This window comes from Paenibacillus sp. M2 (assembly GCF_046713495.1).
GTDB classification, from domain to species: Bacteria; Bacillota; Bacilli; order Paenibacillales; family Paenibacillaceae; genus Paenibacillus; species Paenibacillus amylolyticus_B.
In genome coordinates, this window is the sequence record NZ_CP169648.1 from 839087 (window position 1) to 859825 (window position 20739).

The 20739-nt window shown below is 46.7% G+C and carries 17 protein-coding genes; 13 read left to right on the forward strand and 4 right to left on the reverse strand.

Annotated features, from left to right (window positions below):
* The first annotated feature begins 54 nt into the window (after nucleotides 1-54).
* From ACETMN_RS03995 to ACETMN_RS04010, 4 genes are all read left to right on the forward strand, one after another.
* A complete protein-coding gene (locus ACETMN_RS03995) occupies nucleotides 55-2346 on the forward strand; it encodes a beta-glucosidase family protein (protein ID WP_411735794.1) in 2292 nt (763 codons plus the stop codon).
* 275 nt (nucleotides 2347-2621) lie between these two features.
* Nucleotides 2622-3614: an alpha/beta fold hydrolase gene (locus tag ACETMN_RS04000; protein WP_411735795.1), complete on the forward strand. Its 993-nt coding sequence runs from the start codon at nucleotides 2622-2624 to the stop codon at nucleotides 3612-3614.
* Nucleotides 3615-3866: 252 nt separating this feature from the next.
* Nucleotides 3867-5159 carry a threonine ammonia-lyase IlvA gene (gene ilvA, locus ACETMN_RS04005; protein ID WP_091019795.1) on the forward strand — a complete coding sequence of 431 codons (1293 nt, stop codon included), beginning with the start codon at nucleotides 3867-3869 and terminating at the stop codon, nucleotides 5157-5159.
* Between the two features lie 43 nt (nucleotides 5160-5202).
* Nucleotides 5203-5790: a GNAT family N-acetyltransferase gene (locus tag ACETMN_RS04010; RefSeq protein ID WP_091019793.1), complete on the forward strand. Its 588-nt coding sequence runs from the start codon at nucleotides 5203-5205 to the stop codon at nucleotides 5788-5790.
* Between the two features lie 147 nt (nucleotides 5791-5937).
* Here the strand turns inward: ACETMN_RS04010 and ACETMN_RS04015 are convergent, their stop codons facing one another.
* A complete protein-coding gene (locus tag ACETMN_RS04015) occupies nucleotides 5938-6906 on the reverse strand; it encodes a hypothetical protein (RefSeq protein ID WP_091019791.1) in 969 nt (322 codons plus the stop codon).
* 316 nt (nucleotides 6907-7222) lie between these two features.
* Between ACETMN_RS04015 and ACETMN_RS04020 the strand changes: the two genes are divergently transcribed.
* Both ACETMN_RS04020 and ACETMN_RS04025 read left to right on the forward strand, forming a co-directional pair.
* Nucleotides 7223-10384 (forward strand): stalk domain-containing protein, encoded by a 3162-nt coding sequence (locus tag ACETMN_RS04020; RefSeq protein WP_411735796.1) that lies wholly within the window; start codon nucleotides 7223-7225, stop codon nucleotides 10382-10384.
* A gap of 287 nt (nucleotides 10385-10671) precedes the next feature.
* Complete coding sequence (locus ACETMN_RS04025) at nucleotides 10672-11577, forward strand: AraC family transcriptional regulator (RefSeq protein WP_411735797.1); 906 nt, start codon at nucleotides 10672-10674, stop codon at nucleotides 11575-11577.
* A 26-nt stretch (nucleotides 11578-11603) separates the two neighbouring features.
* Here ACETMN_RS04025 and ACETMN_RS04030 read toward each other — a convergent pair whose 3' ends face one another.
* The gene (locus ACETMN_RS04030) at nucleotides 11604-12416 is read right to left on the reverse strand and encodes a hypothetical protein (RefSeq protein ID WP_411735798.1); all 813 of its coding nucleotides are present in this window, start codon (nucleotides 12414-12416) and stop codon (nucleotides 11604-11606) included.
* 412 nt (nucleotides 12417-12828) lie between these two features.
* On the opposite strand from ACETMN_RS04030, the gene ACETMN_RS04035 reads away from it, so the two are divergent.
* From ACETMN_RS04035 to ACETMN_RS04045, 3 genes are all read left to right on the forward strand, one after another.
* Nucleotides 12829-13062, forward strand: coding sequence for a hypothetical protein (locus ACETMN_RS04035; RefSeq protein WP_411735799.1), 234 nt, complete (start codon nucleotides 12829-12831; stop codon nucleotides 13060-13062).
* A gap of 253 nt (nucleotides 13063-13315) precedes the next feature.
* Entirely contained in the window at nucleotides 13316-14146 is an 831-nt protein-coding gene (locus ACETMN_RS04040) for an alpha/beta hydrolase (RefSeq protein WP_411735800.1), read from the forward strand.
* Between the two features lie 103 nt (nucleotides 14147-14249).
* Nucleotides 14250-15035 carry a DODA-type extradiol aromatic ring-opening family dioxygenase gene (locus ACETMN_RS04045; protein ID WP_091019782.1) on the forward strand — a complete coding sequence of 262 codons (786 nt, stop codon included), beginning with the start codon at nucleotides 14250-14252 and terminating at the stop codon, nucleotides 15033-15035.
* Nucleotides 15036-15207: 172 nt separating this feature from the next.
* On the opposite strand, the gene ACETMN_RS04050 is transcribed toward ACETMN_RS04045, so the two are convergent.
* Both ACETMN_RS04050 and ACETMN_RS04055 read right to left on the reverse strand, forming a co-directional pair.
* Nucleotides 15208-15420: a hypothetical protein gene (locus tag ACETMN_RS04050; protein ID WP_017690673.1), complete on the reverse strand. Its 213-nt coding sequence runs from the start codon at nucleotides 15418-15420 to the stop codon at nucleotides 15208-15210.
* Nucleotides 15421-15576: 156 nt separating this feature from the next.
* On the reverse strand, nucleotides 15577-16119 hold the full coding sequence (locus ACETMN_RS04055; RefSeq protein WP_091019780.1) for a DoxX family protein: 543 nt from the start codon (nucleotides 16117-16119) through the stop codon (nucleotides 15577-15579).
* 338 nt (nucleotides 16120-16457) lie between these two features.
* On the opposite strand from ACETMN_RS04055, the gene ACETMN_RS04060 reads away from it, so the two are divergent.
* The 4 genes from ACETMN_RS04060 (at nucleotide 16458) to corA (ending at nucleotide 20739) form a co-directional block, all read left to right on the forward strand.
* Nucleotides 16458-17531 (forward strand): DUF3048 domain-containing protein, encoded by a 1074-nt coding sequence (locus ACETMN_RS04060; protein ID WP_091019779.1) that lies wholly within the window; start codon nucleotides 16458-16460, stop codon nucleotides 17529-17531.
* Nucleotides 17532-17847: 316 nt separating this feature from the next.
* Nucleotides 17848-18468 (forward strand): DUF47 domain-containing protein, encoded by a 621-nt coding sequence (locus ACETMN_RS04065; RefSeq protein WP_017690670.1) that lies wholly within the window; start codon nucleotides 17848-17850, stop codon nucleotides 18466-18468.
* Between the two features lie 14 nt (nucleotides 18469-18482).
* Nucleotides 18483-19472 carry an inorganic phosphate transporter gene (locus ACETMN_RS04070; RefSeq protein ID WP_036668387.1) on the forward strand — a complete coding sequence of 330 codons (990 nt, stop codon included), beginning with the start codon at nucleotides 18483-18485 and terminating at the stop codon, nucleotides 19470-19472.
* Between the two features lie 307 nt (nucleotides 19473-19779).
* Nucleotides 19780-20739: a magnesium/cobalt transporter CorA gene (corA, locus tag ACETMN_RS04075; RefSeq protein ID WP_036668386.1), complete on the forward strand. Its 960-nt coding sequence runs from the start codon at nucleotides 19780-19782 to the stop codon at nucleotides 20737-20739.

Below are 20739 nucleotides of genomic sequence, written 5' to 3' on the forward strand. Positions count from 1 at the left end.
TTGTATGCTTAGTGATATAGCTATGCATCAACATCATGAACTGGAGGGGTTAATGTGGAACGTAACATCAAGGAACTGGTACAGCAGATGACACTGGAAGAAAAAGCGGGTATGTGCTCGGGACTGGACTTTTGGCATCTGAAAGGGGTGGAGCGTCTTGGCATTCCATCCATCATGGTGACGGACGGACCTCATGGGCTGCGCAAGCAGGATGGAAGTGCGGATCATCTGGGTCTGACGTCGAGCGTGCCTGCAACCTGTTTCCCTTCTGCGGCAGGACTGGCTAGTTCATGGGACAAGGAGCTGGCGCGTCAGGTCGGGGTGGCCTTGGGGGAGGAGTGTCAGGCCGAGGATGTAGCGGTATTACTTGGACCGGGTGTAAATATTAAACGTTCCCCGCTGGGAGGACGTAATTTTGAATACTTTTCCGAAGATCCATTGTTATCTACGCAGATGGCTACCGGTCATATTCAAGGTGTGCAGAGCCAGGGTGTGGGTACATCTCTCAAACACTTTGCGGTCAATAATCAGGAAGAACGGCGCATGTCGATTGATGCGGTGGTGGATGAACGGACGCTGCGCGAGATTTATCTGGCGAGCTTTGAAGGTGCGGTGAAGGATGGACAGCCGTGGACGGTGATGTGTTCCTACAATAAGGTGAACGGTACGTATGCTGGTGAGAATGAATGGTTGCTTACGGATATCCTGAAAGACGAATGGGGACACGAAGGTCTTGTGGTATCCGACTGGGGCGCGGTCAATGAACGTGCAGACGCCCTTGCAGCAGGACTGGAACTGGAGATGCCCACAAGTGGTGGAATTGGTGAGCGTAAAGTGATCGATGCTGTAGAGAACGGACAACTGCCGCTGGACAAGCTGGATCGGGCGGTGGAGCGTTTGCTTACGCTGATCTTTAATGCTGTTGATCAAAAGCAAGATGGGGCTACATATAATAAGGATGAGCATCACCAACTTGCGCGCAAGGTGGCAGCCGAGAGTATGGTTTTGCTGAAAAATGAAGAAGGTCTCCTGCCGCTGGGTCGTGAAGGCAAAGTGGCGTTAATCGGGGCATTTGCTCGCAAACCTCGCTTCCAGGGCGGGGGAAGTTCGCACATTAATCCGACCAAAGTGGATGATATTGTGGAAGAGATGACGCAGGTGGCTGGCGAAGGTGTAACCTTCTCATATGCTCCAGGTTATCGGATTGAAGCGGATGATGTGGATGAAACATTGATGCATGAGGCTGTTCAGGCAGCGCAGTCAGCGGATACCGCCGTAGTGTTCGTCGGATTGCCGGATCGTTATGAATCCGAAGGGTATGATCGTGCCCATCTGCGTCTGCCTGACAATCATATTCGTCTGATCGAAGAGATTGCGAAGGTTCAATCCCGTGTGGTCGTTGTGCTGAGCAATGGATCTCCAGTGGAGATGCCTTGGCTGCCTCAAGTACAAGCCGTGCTTGAAGCTTATCTTGGTGGACAGGCCGTTGGTGGAGCGATAGCTGATCTGTTGTATGGAGAGGTGAATCCGTCCGGTAAACTGGCAGAGACGTTCCCTGCCAAGCTCAGTCATAATCCATCTTATCTGAATTTCCCGGGTGAAGGGGATCGTGTTGATTACCGGGAAGGCATCTTTGTTGGTTACCGCTATTATGATAAAAAAGAGCTGGAGCCACTGTTTCCATTTGGTTATGGACTGAGTTATACAACATTTGAATATGCTGATCTGAAGGTAGATCGCACGGAACTGACCGATCAGGATGAGGTGAATGTGCAAGTTCGGGTCACCAATACTGGTGACAGAGCGGGCAAGGAGATTGTACAGTTATATGTCAGCGACGTAGAGAGCACAGTTATCCGTCCGGTGAGAGAATTAAAAGGATTTGCCAAGGTGGCCCTTGAACCTGGAGAGTCCAAAGTGGTGAGCTTCACACTAAACAAACGTTCATTCGCCTATTACAACGTAGATATGAAGGACTGGCATGTGGAGACCGGAGAGTTCGAGATTCAGGTAGGCAGCTCCTCACGGGACATTCATGTGCACACACGTGTGAATGTAGAGTCTACAGCGACATTCATGCCAACCTATACGCGTAATAGTACATTGGGTGATATCCAACGTGATCCGGCCCATAAACAGCTGCTGGACCAGGCTTTGCAACAATTCCAGGAGGCTAGCGGGTTCGGCGGTGATGATGCTGGTGATCATGCGGATATGATGGATGCGATGATGAAATATATGCCTCTGCGTGCACTGGTTGCGTTTAGCGGTGGGGCCATGACGGAAGAAGCGATGAATGAACTTCTGGAGCAGCTGAACAACAAGGATCATGGTATTCGGGGATAAGGGGCAGTAGCCTTAGACCGAGTATTCATCCATCCTTGGATTAAGCGATTACGATTATGCGATACGTGCAGGAACTGCGCACGAAGTTATAAAAAGGTGTATGTGATGGCCAGTCGCATGTGGCTGGTACAGTTACCCGATCCGATTGTGGATCGGGTTTTCTTTTTGCATAAAGAAAAAGAGGGAGAAAGGAACGGTGGGATAGGCGGATAATCCATGCAACGTAACAGAAAGTGATAGAAACGACAGGACGGCTGTAACTTTGCTGAAGCAACATGGTTGTCGTAAAGGATGGATTATTCTATAATGAAGTAATTGATAATCATTTTCAATTAGATTCGGTGATAGATGACTATGCACGTAATCAGGAGGGGAATATGAATCCTAACCCTAGCTCACATACATTTGGTTCAAGTGCGTTTGTTCAGACCCGCGATGGTCGCAAACTACATTATATGTACAGGGGAACAGGAGAATTGACGGTAGTGTTTGAATCAGGTATGGGCGCCTCCAGATCGAACTGGGGACTGGTTGCACCAGCTATTGCTGAGCATGCACGTGCTGTTGTGTATGACAGGGCAGGGGCGGGACGAAGTGATGTCGACTCGGCTCCCCGCAGCCTTGAACGCATTGCAGGGGACCTTGGGGAACTGCTGACAGCTCTGGGCCCGGGCCCATTCATTCTGGTTGGACATAGCTGGGGAGGTCCGATTGTACGGGCTGCGGCAGCTGCAAATCGCAATAGATTACGAGGCATTATCCTGGTAGATCCATCAGACGAGCATTGCGAAATGTATTTTTCCAAGCTTACTAAAAAGAGCTTTGCTATCAATGGTTTCATTATTCCAATCATGGCGCGGACTGGCTTATATAAGAAACTTGGCAGCAAAGCTGGAAGTGTTCAGCCTGACGATGTGGCAGCGGATCATCTCAAGGAAGATTTCACTGTACGGGCAGCTAGCACGATGCTTGCGGAAGGCAAAACGTTTCTGGATGACATGGCAGCGCTGCTGAAACATCCTCCGGCTCTGGGTGATCTGGAAGTTAGCGTGATCTCGGGTACGAACCCGGGCAAGGGAGAGGGGAAAATCAGACCCGCCCTTATCACGGCGCATCGCCAGACGGTGAGCCAGCTGTCCAATGCGAGATGGATTGGGGCGGATCAATCGGGACATATGGTTATGTATACAGACCCTCAGGTCATTATTGATGAAATTGTACGAATGATAAATGATGAGAGCTCAGGCGCAAGAAAAGAACAAAAGTGATACAATACAAAGAAAAGCAGTGCGCGACATTGCTAGATAAGTTGAATTAGTCATTTACACGATAACGAAGAGGACAGAAAGAACCTGAAAAAGCGGGGCGTTCGCCTTTATCACCGGATTTTTCTCTTGGAAAAGGGAATCAAAAAAATCTGGGGATAACAGCGATTGGAAGGTTGTTCTGTCATCGTAGTTTCAGTGTAAATAAACGTTGTTCAACTTATATAGACCATAAAAGCGGAGTGTGGAGACAACATGAAACCAGTTGAACAAGAACCAACGGGAACCACAAGTCCCGGTCGTGCCAGTGTTGGCATGGAAGATATCGTACGCGCACATCATGTGTTGCGTGAGGTCATTGTTAGAACGCCGTTACAGCGGGATGCTGTATTGTCGGCCAAATATAACTGTAATGTCTATCTGAAAAGGGAAGACCTTCAAGTGGTGCGTTCGTTCAAAATTCGAGGCGCCTATAATATGATTCGCAGTCTGACACCAGCCGAGATGGAGAAGGGTATTGTCTGTGCAAGTGCGGGCAATCACGCTCAGGGTGTTGCTTTTAGCTGTAATGCGCTCGGAATTAACGGCAAAATCTTCATGCCGAGTACAACGCCGAACCAGAAGGTGAAGCAAGTGAGACGCTTTGGCGGCAATAACGTTGAAGTGGTGCTGATCGGAGATACGTATGACGATGCATACGCAGAAGCAATGCGTGCATGTGACGAACAGGGCATGACGTTCATCCACCCTTTTGATCAACCCAAGATTATTGCAGGTAATGGTACGGTAGCGATGGAAATCATGGAAAGTCTCGATGAGAATGCCGACTATGTATTCGTGACGATTGGTGGCGGAGGGCTGGCAGCCGGCGTGGGAACCTACATGAAGACCGTGAGTCCAGAGACACGCATCATTGGAGTTGAGCCACTTGGGGCAGCTTCCATGAGTGAGGCGATGTTCCGCAAACAGGTTGTGACGTTGGATGATATTGATAAATTCGTGGATGGCGCAGCGGTGAAACGGGTTGGCGATCTCACCTTTGATATCTGCAATAGTATACTTGATGACATTGTGAAAGTGCCGGAAGGCAAAGCCTGCACAACTATTCTGGAACTATATAATGAAAATGCGATTGTTGTCGAGCCTGCCGGTTCCTTGGCTGTTGCGGCGCTTGAGCAATATCGTGAGCAAATCGTGGGCAAGACGGTGGTCTGCGTCATTAGTGGCGGGAACAACGATATCGACCGGATGCAGGAGATCAAGGAACGTTCCCTGATCTATGAAGGTCTGAAATATTATTTCATGGTTAATTTCCCGCAGCGTGCAGGAGCTTTACGTGAATTCCTGGAGGAAGTTCTAGGGAAGAATGATGATATCACCCGGTTTGAATATACGAAAAAGCATGATAAGGAAAATGGCCCTGCCTTGGTGGGCATTGAGCTGATGTACAAGGAAGATTACCAACCGCTCATTGAGCGTATGAACCGCAAAGGTATCGCCTATACCGAGCTGAACAAAAACTTGAATCTGTTCAACATGTTAATCTGATGAATTATTTCAAGACAGGCATGCCATCGGAGGTGAAACAAATATGAAAGCAGATCACCACGAGGCCTCTCCTCTGATCAGACCTGCGCGCATAGAAGATGCAGATCAGGTCATTCCATTACTGTATCAGGCGATAGGAGACATTGCATACGCGCTTGCGGGTGAGGCGGACCATGAGAAGGCGATGCAGATTTTGCAGGCGTTTTATGTACAGGAAGACAACCGGATTAGCTATCGTCACGTAACGGTGATGGAGCAGGATGGGCTGGTCGCGGGGATTCTGGTGGCCTATGATGGCGGTGAAGCGGATCGTCTGGACCAGCCGATTCTGAATCGACCTGGACGAAGCCGGGATGAGAAGTATGCTTTGGTTAAAGAAACCCGTCCGGGTGAGTATTATCTGGATACTCTCTCGGTAAGTGAAGCTTATCAGGGGCAGGGTATCGGCCGGGCCCTGATGGCTGCTTTTGAGCAGCAGGGAAGAGAGCTGGGTCACTCGCAGGTATCCCTGATTGTAGAACGGGACAACGGCCGTGCGCTAATGCTCTATGAACGGCAGGGGTATGTCAAAGACGATGTAATTGTCATCGGGGGACATGAGTATAATCATATGGTCAAACCGATTCAATAGTACAGAGCGCTGACGGGTTAAGTCAGTTTCACAATTGAAGCAAGAAGAAACCGCCACAGGAGCGAATCCTGTGGCGGTTTTTGTTGTGGTATCTGTTGGGATTTAGCCTGAATTTGAACCGGATGTTAACCGTGGGAGCGGATTAACTCAATAGTTTGCATAGTCGCTTACCGGCACATTCTGCTCCAGCCATTTCTCGACAGTAGCCGTTTTCTCGAATTTGGCTTCGGTTACGATGTCCATGAACTTTTCGAGTTTGGTCAGGAAGGCACTGTCTTCGGATGAGTTACGTTGTAAGACAGCTTTGTAACCTTTCTGGGCATTGGCTGTCATTTTGTTCGTTTCATAGTCAAATAAAGGCGTATTATTCAGGCCATAAAACGTATACAAGGTATAGTTATTCATCAGATTTTTCACCTGTTGTAATCGATTGGACTTCGGATATTCGTTCAGGAATCGTTCCTGATTCATAGCGCGATTGAGTATCTCCTGATAGCCAATGACCAGTGCACCATCATCGGCGGCAAGGTTGCTGGTTTCAACTGCCATGATATTAATGTATTGTTTGATGTCTGGTTTCACGTACGAGATATATTTCTGAAAAGCCATATAATTCATGATCGGATAGAGGGAACCTTCCAGCATAACCAGACGATAACCGCTATCCCGTGCTTGCTGGAGCAGTGCACGCAGACTGGCGTCGTTGGTGCGGCTCATCAGTTGGGTGAAGCTATCATTCCACTTGTAGGCTTTGATCATCTTGTCTTGAACATTAGGCACCAGTAGACGGTCCGTCATGGCTGTTAACGCCTTGTTGCGGGCATTCTCCAGCTGTAAGACCATCAGGGATGCATGATGAGTCGTGACTTGATTGATATGAGATTCGAGATAAATATCCGCGGCAGGCAAGCCGTTCTTTTTGTAGAGCATGGACTGAAATGTTTTATATATCGTTGTTGAACTGGCAGTCGTGACTTTGGGTTCTGTACTGGAAGAAGCGGCAGCAGCGACTCCGGATAAGGGAGCGACAGCCGTTTGGAGCAGCATGAGGATGGCGGTGGCGGTAATGAAGGTGCGCATGCCTTTACGTTTGGCAGATTGGAACGATGATGTCATAGATATGAACCTCCCGTAGTTGAGAAAATGATAGGTGTTGTTCACTAGTCACTATACATTAACCCAATTGGTGCAGGATGTGGTTGCGGAATGGTGACAAATTCTTCTGTTATTTTTAACTTTTGGAGGGTGGAAGATAGAGGAAGTTTTCTGAGAAAATATTTTTTGTACAACTGGAAACTTTTGAGCTGATCTGAACGTCTTAGATGTGCACAGGTAAATACAGGAATTAATGAAAAGAACAGCGAATCTACTTCGATGTTAACTAATTGTGAGAATGGGGATATGGGATATGAGGAAAGCGGGAGGAAAACAAGTGAAGAAGGTAATGTCAGCGCTGGCTGTATCGGCCATGCTGATGTCCGCACTTCCAACGTCGGTTATGGATGCAGCCGCGAGAATCAGTATATATATAAATGACGCAGAGTTATCATCTGCTCAGGCACCTGTCATGAAAGGTGGACGGGTACTCGTTCCGCTTCGGTCGATTTTTGAAGGATTGGATGCGAAGGTACAGTACACGAACAGAACCAAAACGATTGTTGCAACTCGCGATGATCAGGAAGTTAAATTGACACTTGGTTCCAAAACGGCATACATCAACGGGGAAGCGATATCGCTGGATGTACCTGCGAACACGATTAAGGGCAACACGATGGTTCCAATTCGTTTTGTCAGTGAAGCTTTTGGAGAGAAAGTGTTCTGGAACTCACGTAATCAACGTGTAGATATCAAGACAACGGCAACACCTCCAGTAGATGAGACACAATATGCTGCATGGAACATCTATGGATCGGTATCTGGAAGTAACGGGGATGGTCGGGACCTGACCGTGAGCTTCACACGTCCAACTTCGGAGAAGGCGGTATCTGCTTACCGGATTATGCTGGTGAAAACTCGCGATGTGAATAGCTTTACAGAATCGGCAGCATCTGCCGTACCTTCTGCAAACTATACATCTGTAACACCGAATGGCAGCAACCCGAAACTGACACTTAATGCACAGACGCGTGACGTGAACGGGGATTTGCTCAATAGCAATGAAACGTATCGCCTGTATGTACTGACTGTTGGTAACAGCAGCAATAATTATAAAAATGCATTGAACTGGTCTTCCCAGGCTTTGAAGCTCAATAATGTGAAATCCACAGTACAAGCGGTTACAAGTCTGCGTGCCGCAGATATTGGTGACTATGGCGATGGCCGCGATCTGGAGATTAACTTCACGCAGCCGAGCACGACATCGAACATTACGTATTATCGTGCATTTGTTGTTAAAGCGAAGGACTCTTCTGCGTTCAATCTGGCTGCAGCGAACAAAGTGTCCAGTGCAAACTCCACGATCATATACAAAGGAAACAGTACCGCAGTGAAAAGCCAGCTGACCTCTTCGACACGGGATACCTCCGGCGAATTGATTAAAAGCGGCACAGCGTATGTGGTTTACATCTTGTCGGTAAGCACTAATACAACAACAGACAGCAAGCTATCCGCAGCATCATCTTCACTTACACTGTCCGTGAACACAGCAACGTCTCCAGTAATTACGCAGGTGAAGGATAACTCGGATTATGGAGATGGTCGTGATATTCAGGTGAGCTTTAACCGTTCATCGGATGAGTCCAAGGTGGCGAATTATCGCGTATTTGTGGTGCGCAACTCGGTTGCCAGCAGCTTTAATCTGACAACGGCAAGCAATCTGTCCTCCAGTCTGTACTATACGGTGAATAAAACAGGTAACAACATTACAACGACTTTGCCTTCATCCATGAAGGACACAAGTGGTTATAATGTAACGAATCTGCAAGATTATCGCATCTTTGTGATGGCGGTGGGCAATCAGCAAAATGGATACACCAATGCGCTGTCAGCATCCTCCACTGTGCTGAGACTTACAACGACCGGTAACGCTGGAGTCATTAGCAACCTTGCTGTTGCGGATATTGGTGACTATGGTGATGGCCGTGATCTGCGGGTTTCTTTCAACAAAGCTGCGGATGAATCCAGAATCTCTGCCTACCGAGTCTATGTAGTGCGTTCCGCTAATGTGGGCACCTTCACGCTGAGCGCAGCTAATGCGTCGAACAACTATACACAGGTGAACAAAACGGGTGGTAACCTGTCCGTTACGCTTCCGAACTATGCGGTAGATACCAATGGTTATACCATTACCAATAACGTTGCTTATCGGGTATTCGTGCTGTCGGTGAATAACAACGGAAACTCCAGTCAGAATGCGTTGTCTGGTTACTCTTCCCAAATTACGCTGACACAGAATGCGGCTATAACAGCTCCGAGCAATGTGGGTGCAACGGATATTGGTGATAACGGAGATGGCCGTGATTTGCGTGTGACGTTCAATAAATCCGCAGATGAGACAAATGTAAATCATTATCGGGTGTTTGTGGTGAAAAATGCGAATGCAGGCAGCTTCAATCTGAACGCAGCCAATACGGTGAATAGCTCCAATTATACGTATGTAAGTAGAACTGGAAGTAACCAGACGATTACTTTATCTAATGGTTCGAGAACAGCAGATGGTGACTCGATTCGTAACGATGTAGGCTATCGAGTTTACGTTATGGCTGTCAATAACAATGCTTCTCTGACTAATGCATTATCGTCAGCCTCAGGAACAATTACATTGACTTCGAATGCTGCTGTAGCAGCCGCAAGCAATGTGAAAGTAAACGTCAAAGATCAAGGGCAGTCTGGAACGCCTTCGGATGTAACAATAACCTTCAATAAGGCAACTAACGAGACGAATATCTCCAATTATCGTATCTTGATTGTGCCTGCTAGCCAAGTGAGTGGATTCAATACAAGTTCTGCTCTTGGAATTAATTCTTTTATTGAAATCAACAAAAACAATGCAAGCAGTCCGGTAGTACTAAATGGTGGACATCGAGATATTAATGGTAGTGTCCTGGTTCCTGGACAGAAATATAGAGTGTTCGTCTTGTCCGTTTCGGACAGTACGTCACGTGCTTCCAATCTGTCTTCTGCTTCCGATGAGTTTAATATCTTTGCACAAGCAGCTGCGGTTCAAACTGCCACTATAACAGGTCTTCAAAATACAAGTACTGTGACTGAGGCAAGTTATAAGCTTACCTTTACTAAACCATCTTCTGAAACTGGCATTTCTGCATACCGACTCTTTATTGTTAAAGGAACAGATAGCTTGGATGTTACTACAGCAAGCTCTAGCACTAGCTACCAAATTGGAAATCCTGCAGCCGTTGAAGTTACTTTAACGAAAACAGCTATAGATTCAACTGGGGTCAATCTGGTGGAAGGAAGCGAGTACAAGGTGTATATTCTTTCAGTTGCTGCAAATACAACGACGAATAAACATACACTTTCAGGCCCATCGAATACATTCAAGCTTGAAAAAGCTCAGTCAACACCAACACAGGAACCGACGCCTTCTACCAATCCGCCAGCCTCAAGTGAGGGGCAAACACCTCCACAGGGCTGAATGTAAAAATTTACACCGAAACAAACTCGAACACCCTTTCCATCCGGAAAGGGTGTTTTCATTATGTATGAACGACAATCGTCTGGCGTGAATTTCAAACTCGCTTTTTGAAAATCTTGTCGTCAAAAAGGTTCCTAAGACCATTGTTACATCGGAAACAAATAATGGATAATAAAGGAAAGTTATCTATATAGATCGAGCTAAACATTTACACGAAACGGAGTGGCCAGTGTAAATATCTTTAGTTCACCTTATGAAGGAGCCTATGAGCCGAAAGGAATGATGGAATGCTTGCGTTTCGTTTGACGGGCCTGCCGGATTCCCGGTTGCCGCTGTACCTGTATTGTGTGGGCACGCAGGAAGAGAAGGTTCTGCATAGACCGGATGGATTTCCGGTGTATCAGTTGTTTTTGTCACGCGGTGGTGAAGGGCAGTTTAGGCTTCCGGGGAAAGGGACATGGACGATGGGAGCAGGGCAGTTATTCATCGTGGAACCCGAGGTTGCGCATGAGTATGTACCTCGTTCCAAATCCAAAGGGGAACTGGGTTATATCGGTATTGGCGGTACATCGGCTGGATCGGTACTACAATCCGCGGGTTTGCTTCAGAACGAGCCGTGCCATATCTCCCGTTTTGAAATCATCTGGTCACGCATGACCAATCTTTGGCACGCGTTGGATCAAGGAGCAACGGAGATGTGGAACACATCAGCTCTCATCTACCAGCTTATTTTAGATATAGCACAATCGAAAATTCCATCTGATGTTACTAGCGTATGTATTGGATCATCTAGGACACAGGATGGCACTGTAAAACACTCTAATCGGGAGCCCGATCCGAGCAAGGATGCACTCGTCCGAGCAGTAGCATTGATGAATACACACTACCAGGATGACCTGTTATTGAAGCACATCGCTGACGCAGTGGGTTATTCGGTACAGCACCTAAACCGATTATTTCATCATCATTATGGCGTGACAGGGCATCAATATATGCAACGATTACGTTTGCAGAAGGCATCAGAATGGATGGACAAGCATCCACGAGCAAGTGTGCGAGAGGCGGCAGAGACCGTAGGGATGGAAGTGAACTATTTTATCCGGATGTTCAAGCGGGAGTTTGGAGAGACACCGGGTAAAGGAATCAAACATCGCAATCAGCTCCAAATGGAAAAAGACCTCACGAATTCGTGAAGCCCCTTAATCAATTATATAACGTGTTATGCTGTTTTCTTCTGACCGAATAAAGGCCTTAACGTGGCAAGCCCCACAATGCCAATCACCGCACTCAACCATGGAGCTAGTGCAAATACCGGAAGTTTATCACGTAGGGGGTACCCGACAAACAGCACGAGTACCACGACCACGATGTAGATGACGATCCCCCGAATATTGACTTTAGGTACCTTATTTCTGTCCGCTCCTTCATCGTCTGGCCGCTCAGCAAGACGGCGAAGCATCTCCACCAATGCAATACCGCCAACTGCCGCAACGATCAGAGAGAACAGACTGATGTGTTGGAACGGCTCCATATCTCCGCCAGTCCAACCCACGAACAATCCCACACATCCTTGAATCAACATGACAAAAGACAAAGCCGCCCAAGCGATCATGGCATACCACATTGGTGTCCGTTTCACAGGCTCTGGATTCTCAGTTGGCTGTGGTTCTACAGCGTTGGCATTCTTTTTCGATGAAGCTGTTGGACTATTACCGCGGGTTGAGCTGGATTTACCCACCTCAACGGCAGCCGTCTTCTCCAGTGCTGTATTTGTAATCCCGAGCTGTGCATGGATGTCTTGTTCCAGATCAGGTCCGTATAACTCGCGAGCGGGTTTATTATCCCGCTGAGCCTGTACGATTGATTTTCCTGCGGAGAGTATCCACTCTTCCTGTGTTCTCTCGTCCGCTGGCGCATGACGCGCAATGGTGCTGATCTCGTCATACAGTTTCACATGTTCAGGTGTCATTCGACTCATCTCGGTTATTTGTCGATTCTGTATTTCTTTAAGCTTCTTATAGGAAATCCCCAATGATTGCTCCCCCTGTCTACACACGTTCTGATCTTCCAATTGTCAGAAGACCCTGACGGTATTTTAGTATACGGGAAGGGCTCTCGTTTCGCAAAGTCATTCCTTATAAAAAAGCTGCTCATGATTGGCCCATATCCATACACAGGCCAGTATAACACAGGTACATAACAGCACCAGTTTACCGTGATGTTGAATCCATTCCAGTAGATGTTCCATGAATTCATTCCTTTCGGCAGAAGGATTCCGAGGCATATGCTGCCTATGTTTTTTCGTTTATTTTCCCCTGTTCATGTGAAAAAATACCCTCATGCCTCACAGATCTAACGATTGTGTGAAGTATGCATAAAGAGCAGCCGATTCCATCACAATAGTAGCATTTCCAACAGAAATCCAAGATTGGAGTGTGCTTGTTATGGATAAACAAACAGAATTGACGCGAAAGCTGCTACTGAACAGCAACTCCCGTGGAGTCGTGGACGAAGTTGTATCCTTTGAAGAGAACCTGGAGGATACGGAGTATGCAGAAGAACTGACAGATGGCAATTTGAAGGGAAGAAGTTTCTGGGACAATAGTGATTCGGGTCATGAGCATGAGTGGAATGGACGGGTGGAGACCTACGAGATGTTCCGTAGAAGCTACGAATAACGATCCTGCAACACTTGGTTTTAATTTCAAATGATATCCGGGCCAGCTGTCATCAGCGTGGCTCATTTTTTTGTGCTTATTATCCGATAAAATGTAGATTGGTGGTCGACGTAGAAAGGTTTTTACTTACGTTGACTTGCAGGTTACGGGATGATAATATATGAATAACATCTTAATACACACTAAACTTATCGGATTATATATATTTAATAAATGGAAGTTAACAGGCTAAGCGTGGAAAGGGGAAATCGGTATGGAACGTCAGATCAGTATCCGTCATGGACAGGAAGAATTAACAGCCACGATTCATTATCCGGTCGTGAAAGATATCAAGGAGGAGAAGAGTCAGCAGCGAGTCCCTCTGACGGTCATCTGCCACGGCTTCGTTGGTAGCCGGATCGGCGTGGACCGTTTGTTTGTAAAGACTGCACGGGAACTGGCTGAAGACGGTTATCTGGTCCTGCGTTTCGATTATATCGGTTGCGGAGAGAGCAGTGGGGAGTACGGAGCGGAGGGACTGGAGTCCATGGTGCTGCAGACTCGTTCGGTGCTGGATTACGCGGTGAATTGCAGTGATGTGGATCCTACGCGTGTTACGCTGATTGGTCATAGTCTGGGTGGTGCCGTTGCATTACTAACGGCTGTACGTGACAAACGTGTCAAAAACCTGGTGATGTGGTCCTCCGTGGGTTATCCATTCAATGATATCGTGAAAATTACGGGACGGGAAGTATACGATGAAGGCGTGAAACTGGGTGCGGCTGATTATCTGGGATACAAATTCACACCAACGTTCTTCGAGTCTCTTGCTGAACAACAGCCATTCCAGGAAGCAGTTAAGTTTAGCGGAGATGTACTCGTCGTGCATGGCACGTCAGATGAGATTATTCCTGTAGACTACGCATTCCTGTATCAAAAGGTATTCTGGATGCGCCAAGAGGGCCGCTGTGATAAGGAGATCATCTTCCAGGGCGATCATACCTTCTCTTCAGGTAAAGAGCGGGAACAGCTAATTACGCGTACCAGAGAGTGGCTGGGCGAACGTCAGAAGATCGAGCAGGATTGGCAGCACTGGATGATATAAGTGGCAGGATTACAACTGTTTGGGGATGTCAGCTTGGAAAAGCGCCTTCTTAAGGGTAAAATAGAGGAGTAAGCATTCTATCCGTGTCTGGAGGTTGGCAGCAATGACATTACCCGCACTTTTCATTGCGCATGGTTCTCCCGCTCTGGCGGTGGAGAGCAATGACTACACTCAATTCTTGAACCAGCTTGGAGACAGGCTGCCGGCTCCGAAAGCCATTGTCGTATTTACGGCGCATTGGGATTGTCCTGAACCGTCCGTGACGATGGATGATACACATCAGACCTTGCATGATTTTTACGGATTTCCTTCTACGATGTATACGATGGAATACCCTGCATCTGGGCAGCCAGATTTAGCGAACGAGATATGTGCTTTGTTCACCCGCAGCAACCTGGCACATCAGCCGATTCGTGGCCGAGGGCTGGATCATGGCGTATGGGTACCGTTGCTCCATATGTATCCCGAGGCTAATATCCCTGTGATCGCTGTATCTGTAGACTCGCTGCGTACGCCGCAGGAACAGTATGATATTGGCCGAATGCTGGAACAGCTGCGTCATGATGATGTGCTGATCATTGGCAGTGGTGGAACGGTTCACAATTTACGATTGCTGGGCAATACGGATGAACCGCAAGAGTGGGCGGTGGAGTTTGATAACTGGATCGGGGAGCGCTTGCAGCAGTGGAACACAAGAGAACTGTTTCAATATGAGAAAAAAGCCCCTCATGCACGTACGGCAGTTCCGTCGTATGGCACAGAACACCTTGCACCTTTGTTCTACGCCATGGGTACAGCGGATATGTCCCGATCAGCGAAGCGTCTATTTCAGTCTTATCCTTATGGAACGCTCAGTTTGAACTGCTGGCAGTTTGGAGACGGCGTGTAACTTGGAACAGACAACAGCCTGATTATGGTGCTTAAAGCCAGTTTCATACGGATAACATAACGTGTATTAATGCATACAATTACAATATATAAACAAAAGAAGGTTCCTGTACACCCTTGATGGGATACAGTAACCTTTTTTCAATACGAAGACTTATTCGTGCAATAGATCTTTATTTGCGGATCTCGAACAATTCACAGTCTGTACGCGAATGATAAGCAAGTTCACTGACACTGGATTGTACAACTACGGTATTGCTGTCAAAACGGATAATAATGCCACCCGAGTCAATCTGGTGATTATCTTTAAAAACTCGAACCTTATACTTCATATTCATGGCTTCCTGGAAGTCTGCATCGGTTTCAAGACGTCGTTGGGTCGGCATATCGTGTACTCCTTTGAAGTTCAACTTTATTTTATCATAATACGATTTTCTGTGGATGGGCAAGTCAGTCAGGCATTCGGGCAGATTTTTGAAAAGTAAAAAGCCCTGCTCTCCAGGGGGATTGGGAGCAGGGCCGAGAATTCTATGAATGATTGCTTAAGCTGTTTTTTGAGTAGGGCTAATCGTTGGTGTGTCTTTAGGAAGATTACCTTTGTTGTTACGAGTGAACAATCCGCGAAGGTAAGGCAGTACCCAGTGATCCAGACCGATTTTACCTGCATTTGCACCAGCAACGACAAGGAAGATTTCCATTACAACCAATTGAGCATTCGTGCTTACTGTTCCCGAGAAGAGGAACGCGAAGTTCATGACCATAGCCATCAGTGCTGCTAGTGTAGTGAAGCAACCGAGGATGAGACCCAAACCTACAAGGAATTCACCCAATGGGATAACGAAGTCGAACAGTCCTGCGTTTGGTACTGCGAATTTCTCAAGGAACGTTGCCCACCAAGCTTGGACAGCCGGGTGATCACCTGTTGCTTTTTCTACGGCACCGGCCAAGAACCCGCCAGCTTCGAATCCGCCAGTCAATTTGCTCCATCCGTGAGTCATCCAATCATAACCGATATACACCCGAAGTACTGTCAAAATCCACATTGCTACTTTGTTTTCTCTAAGCCATTGGTTTGTGCTGAACATATAAACCACTCCTTCATGGAATCTAGTGTGTGTTGTTTTTGTTTTTTCTAAGTGATCACCTTTGATGTCTTTATTGTATAGTTCAAAAGTTGTTTTGTTTGTGATTAAAATCACAATCTAGTTCAAATTTTAAGTAAGGTTTGAGAAGTTCACATTTAGGACATATTTTTCTGGCTATATGCTGTTTCAAATGTGAATTTCAAGCTGTATCAAGGCCTTCTAGGCGCAGACAAATCGGATGGGGTGTGATTAAATGGAAAGAAATACGTGAAATGGTTGCCCACATGAGACATATATCACAACTTAGAACCAGGCCATATCGTTCAGGAGGTCCTCTATTGAAGCTTTTTAAATGGAACAAAGCAGCATCGGCTGCATCTCTGTTTATTCTCTCATTAAGTCTTGTTGCCTGCCAAAACCAGGAGGTGTTGCAGATGCCAGTTCAGCCAGAACCGACACCTGCACCTGTACAAGAAGAACACGTGGAGGAATCCAACACGTCTCTCTATACAGCACCTCTGACAGGTCTACCTGTAGATGAAGCGATTACGCGTCGACCACTCGCCGTAATGATTAATAATGCACCCGCAGCTCGGCCCCAATCGGGTCTAAGTTCAGCCGATATCATTCTTGAAGTTCTCGCTGAGGGAGGCATTACCCGCTTCATAGCCATCTTCCAGAGTGAAGGCGGTGCGGAGACAGTTGGACCCGTTCGCAGTATACGTCCATATCTAATTGAGCTCGGCGAGAGTTATGATGGGGTCCTTGTTCATGCCGGAGGCAGTCCGGAGGCGTATTCCATTTTGCAAAGGCAGCAGAAACAGCATATGGATGAAATCTCGAATGGTGGACCTTACTTCTGGCGTTCCTCAGATCGTAAAGCCCCTCATAATCTGTATACTTCAGCGGATAAGCTGAGAGAAGGGTCAGATATCAAGGGTTACAGCCATGATTTCAAGTCGCCGGTATACATCTATAATGAAGAAGGCGCGACATCCGCAGGAGAGGCAGTGAAGCAATTCGATATCCATTATTTATTGGATAGTTACCGGGTGACGTATGATTATGATGAAGTTAGCGGACGATATATGAGAATGGTGAATGGCAAGGCAGATCAGGATATGGATAATGAAACTCAACTTGGTGCAGCGAACATCATTGTGGCAGGTGCAGATCACAAGGTCCTCGATAGTGTAGGTCGGTTGTCCGTTAATTTGGAACAGGGCGGGGAAGCCATGTTGTTTCAGAAGGGCAAGATGATTCGTGGGCAGTGGGTGAAGAAGCAGGGAGATATTATACGGTTTGTTCAGGGTGGCAGTGAAGTTGCTCTTGTGCCGGGTAAAACCTTTATCAGCATTGTTCCCAATCAACCGGAATTTTCCAGTCATGTGAAGCTCGCTGTGCAGCAATAAAAGGATGTAATGAAAGAAAACAATGAAACATGTATCCATTTGTCGTCGAAAAGGCATTATATTTGTCCTTAGCGTAAAAAGTAGAATCGTGTCGGTTCTGTATTTTGATGTCGAATTGTAAACGCAGTGTAAAATCTTGACTTGAATTTACCATTATTCCAAATAATTAAGATTCATTTCAGATTAATGTGATAAGAATATAAAAAAGGATCACACCTTTTGTACAAACCATGAAACAAATATGATAAGATATCAAAGGTTGTCATTTCATGTTTCATCGGTTGTCGGCAATTTTTCTCGTAAAGGGGATAGAGCTATGAAGCTTAAGAAGAAGAAGGATATATTTTTTGAGACACTGGAGAATATGGCAGATACGGTTGTTCAAGCGGCAGATTATTTCTCCCAGCATGTTTCCAACCTTCAGGATGTGACTCTTTTTGCTAATGAAATGAAGAAGTACGAGTCGAAATGTGATGATTACGTGCATACGATCATTACAGAACTCAACAAAACATTTATCACGCCGATCGAACGCGATGATATTATGGAGCTGACAACAACACTTGATGACGTATTGGACGGACTCGAAGCAACGGCTTCCCGTTTCTATATGTACCAACTGACAGATCCTGATGATGAGTTCGTCATACAGTTTGCTGAAATTTTGCGCCAATCGGCTTATGAAATTCAGAAGGCGATCCATCTGCTGTCTCAGAAAAAATTGCTCGCGATCCGTGAGTATACCATTCGTTTGAATGATCTGGAAAACCAGGGCGACGAAGTGCTGCGCATGTGTATCAAACATCTCTTCGCTACCGTGTCTGATCCGATTGAACTGATCAAGCGTAAGGAAATTTACGAACGTCTTGAGACAACAACGGATGCTTGTGAAGACGTGGCGAACGTGCTTGAATCCATCATTATGCGTAATTCTTAAGGAGCCAGAGAATAATGGAAACAACGATTTGGGTATTGGGTATAGTCGTCTTCCTTGCACTGGCGTTTGACTTCATCAACGGTTTTCACGACACGGCCAATGCCATTGCGACTTCGGTCTCAACCCGAGCACTGACGCCGCGTCGAGCTATTCTTATGGCAGCGGTGATGAACTTTGTCGGTGCGATGATGTTCACAGGCGTTGCGAAGACGATTGGTGGGAGTGTGACCGACCCCACCACGCTGGATAACGGGATAGAGGTCGTCATAGTCACCTTGATCTCAGCGATTATCTGGAACCTGGTTACATGGTGGTTTGGTATTCCGTCTTCTTCCTCACATGCACTTATTGGAGCCCTTGCAGGTGCCGTGCTCGTTGGCGCAGGATCTGATAAAGTGAAATGGAGCGGATTCATTGATATCGTCGGAGGTTTGTTATTATCACCTCTGATCGCATTTGCCATTGGTTATGTGGTCATGACGATTCTCAAATATATTTTCGCCAAACGCAGTCCGCATAATGTGAACAAAGGTTTCCGTACGGTACAGATTTTCACGGCAGCACTGCAAGCATTCACGCATGGTACGAATGATGCACAGAAAGCGATGGGGATTATTACCTTTGCTCTGGTTGCAGCAGGTGTGCAGGATAATCTGGATGTTCCGCTGTGGGTTAAAATCTCAGCAGCAACTGCGATGGCTCTGGGTACATCCATTGGTGGTTGGAAAATCATCAAAACGATGGGTACCAAAATCTTTAAAATTGAACCGATCAACGGTTTTGCGGCGGATCTGTCAGCTGCATCCGTTATTTTCACAGCAACGTTGCTTCACCTTCCAGTTAGTACAACGCACGCGATCACATCAGCTATTCTGGGTGTGGGCTCCGCGAAACGTTTCTCTGCGGTGAAATGGGGACTTGCTGGACGTATTATTATTACGTGGTTCATTACGATTCCGATTACTGGGGCACTGGCAGGATTATTGTACTGGATTATTTTCTAAAAAGAGAAGTTATCCCGAACAAATTCGGAGTTACCAGACAATCTGTTCATAACTGTGTGAATATCGGGATATGTGGATAAATATACAACCAAAATCAAGAGACGCCTGTGCATGAACGTGTGGACAGGCTGGATATGTGGATAGCCATCCGTGGAATGATAAACCAAAAGAAGATATTCCTGTGGATACAGGGAACTGTGGATAGGGAAATGAGAGAAGCCAACAGGGTTGGCTTTTTTTGTTGTCGAGTTTGAAGGCACCTGTGTACAATAACGTAAAGATACAGGACAAGGATGTGATCTGATTTATGATTCGTACACTCGCCATTACACGAGAACATCAAGTCTCCGTTAACGTACCACTTACACAGCTGGATCTGAACGATTACGCCTGGGTATGGGCCGATTTTAACCAGCCGACGGAAGAGGAAAGCCGTTTGCTGGATACATATTTTCATTTTCACCCTTTAGCTATTGAGGACTGTCTGCATGTGTTGCAGCGGCCAAAGCTTGATTATTATGATAATCTGCAGTTTCTTGTACTGCATGCACTGAACCCGTCCACACTGGAGGCCGAGGAGGTTGACTTGTTTCTCGGATCAAACTTCCTAGTGTCTTTTCATCATGGCGTATTGGAGGAAGTGGATGAAGCGTGGGAGCGCTTGTTGCACCATGCACATGAACGAACCATCTGGGCGCGAGGTCCGGTGGCAGCAGCCTATACGGTGATGGACAAGCTGGTCGATCATTATTTTCCGTCTTTATTTGCGATTGAGGATGAACTGGCTGAACTGGAGAACCGGGGTGGACAAGAATCGGTTGAAGACTTGATGAACCAGGTGTTTGATCTGCGGACTCGATTGCTGAAGCTTAGAAGAACCGTAGTACCGATGCGGGATCTGCTCTATCGGGTGGTGAACTCCCAGCATGTGCAACGAACAGGTGAACATACGGCTTATTTTACCGATATCTATGACCATTTATTGAAGCTAACGGACATGATTGAAGCCGATCGGGAGATGACCGCTGACCTGCGCGACAGTTATATTTCCCTGAACTCCAACCGGATGAATCAGATCATGAAGACACTCACGGTGATTACAACTGTATTTATGCCGCTCACACTGATCGCGGGTATTTATGGTATGAACTTTGCCTATATGCCTGAGCTTCAGTGGAAATTTGGGTATGGCGCGGTGCTGCTGTTAATGTTTGTGCTTGGCGGGAGTATGGTGGCCTGGTTTGTGAAGCGGGGATGGTTCAAGTGA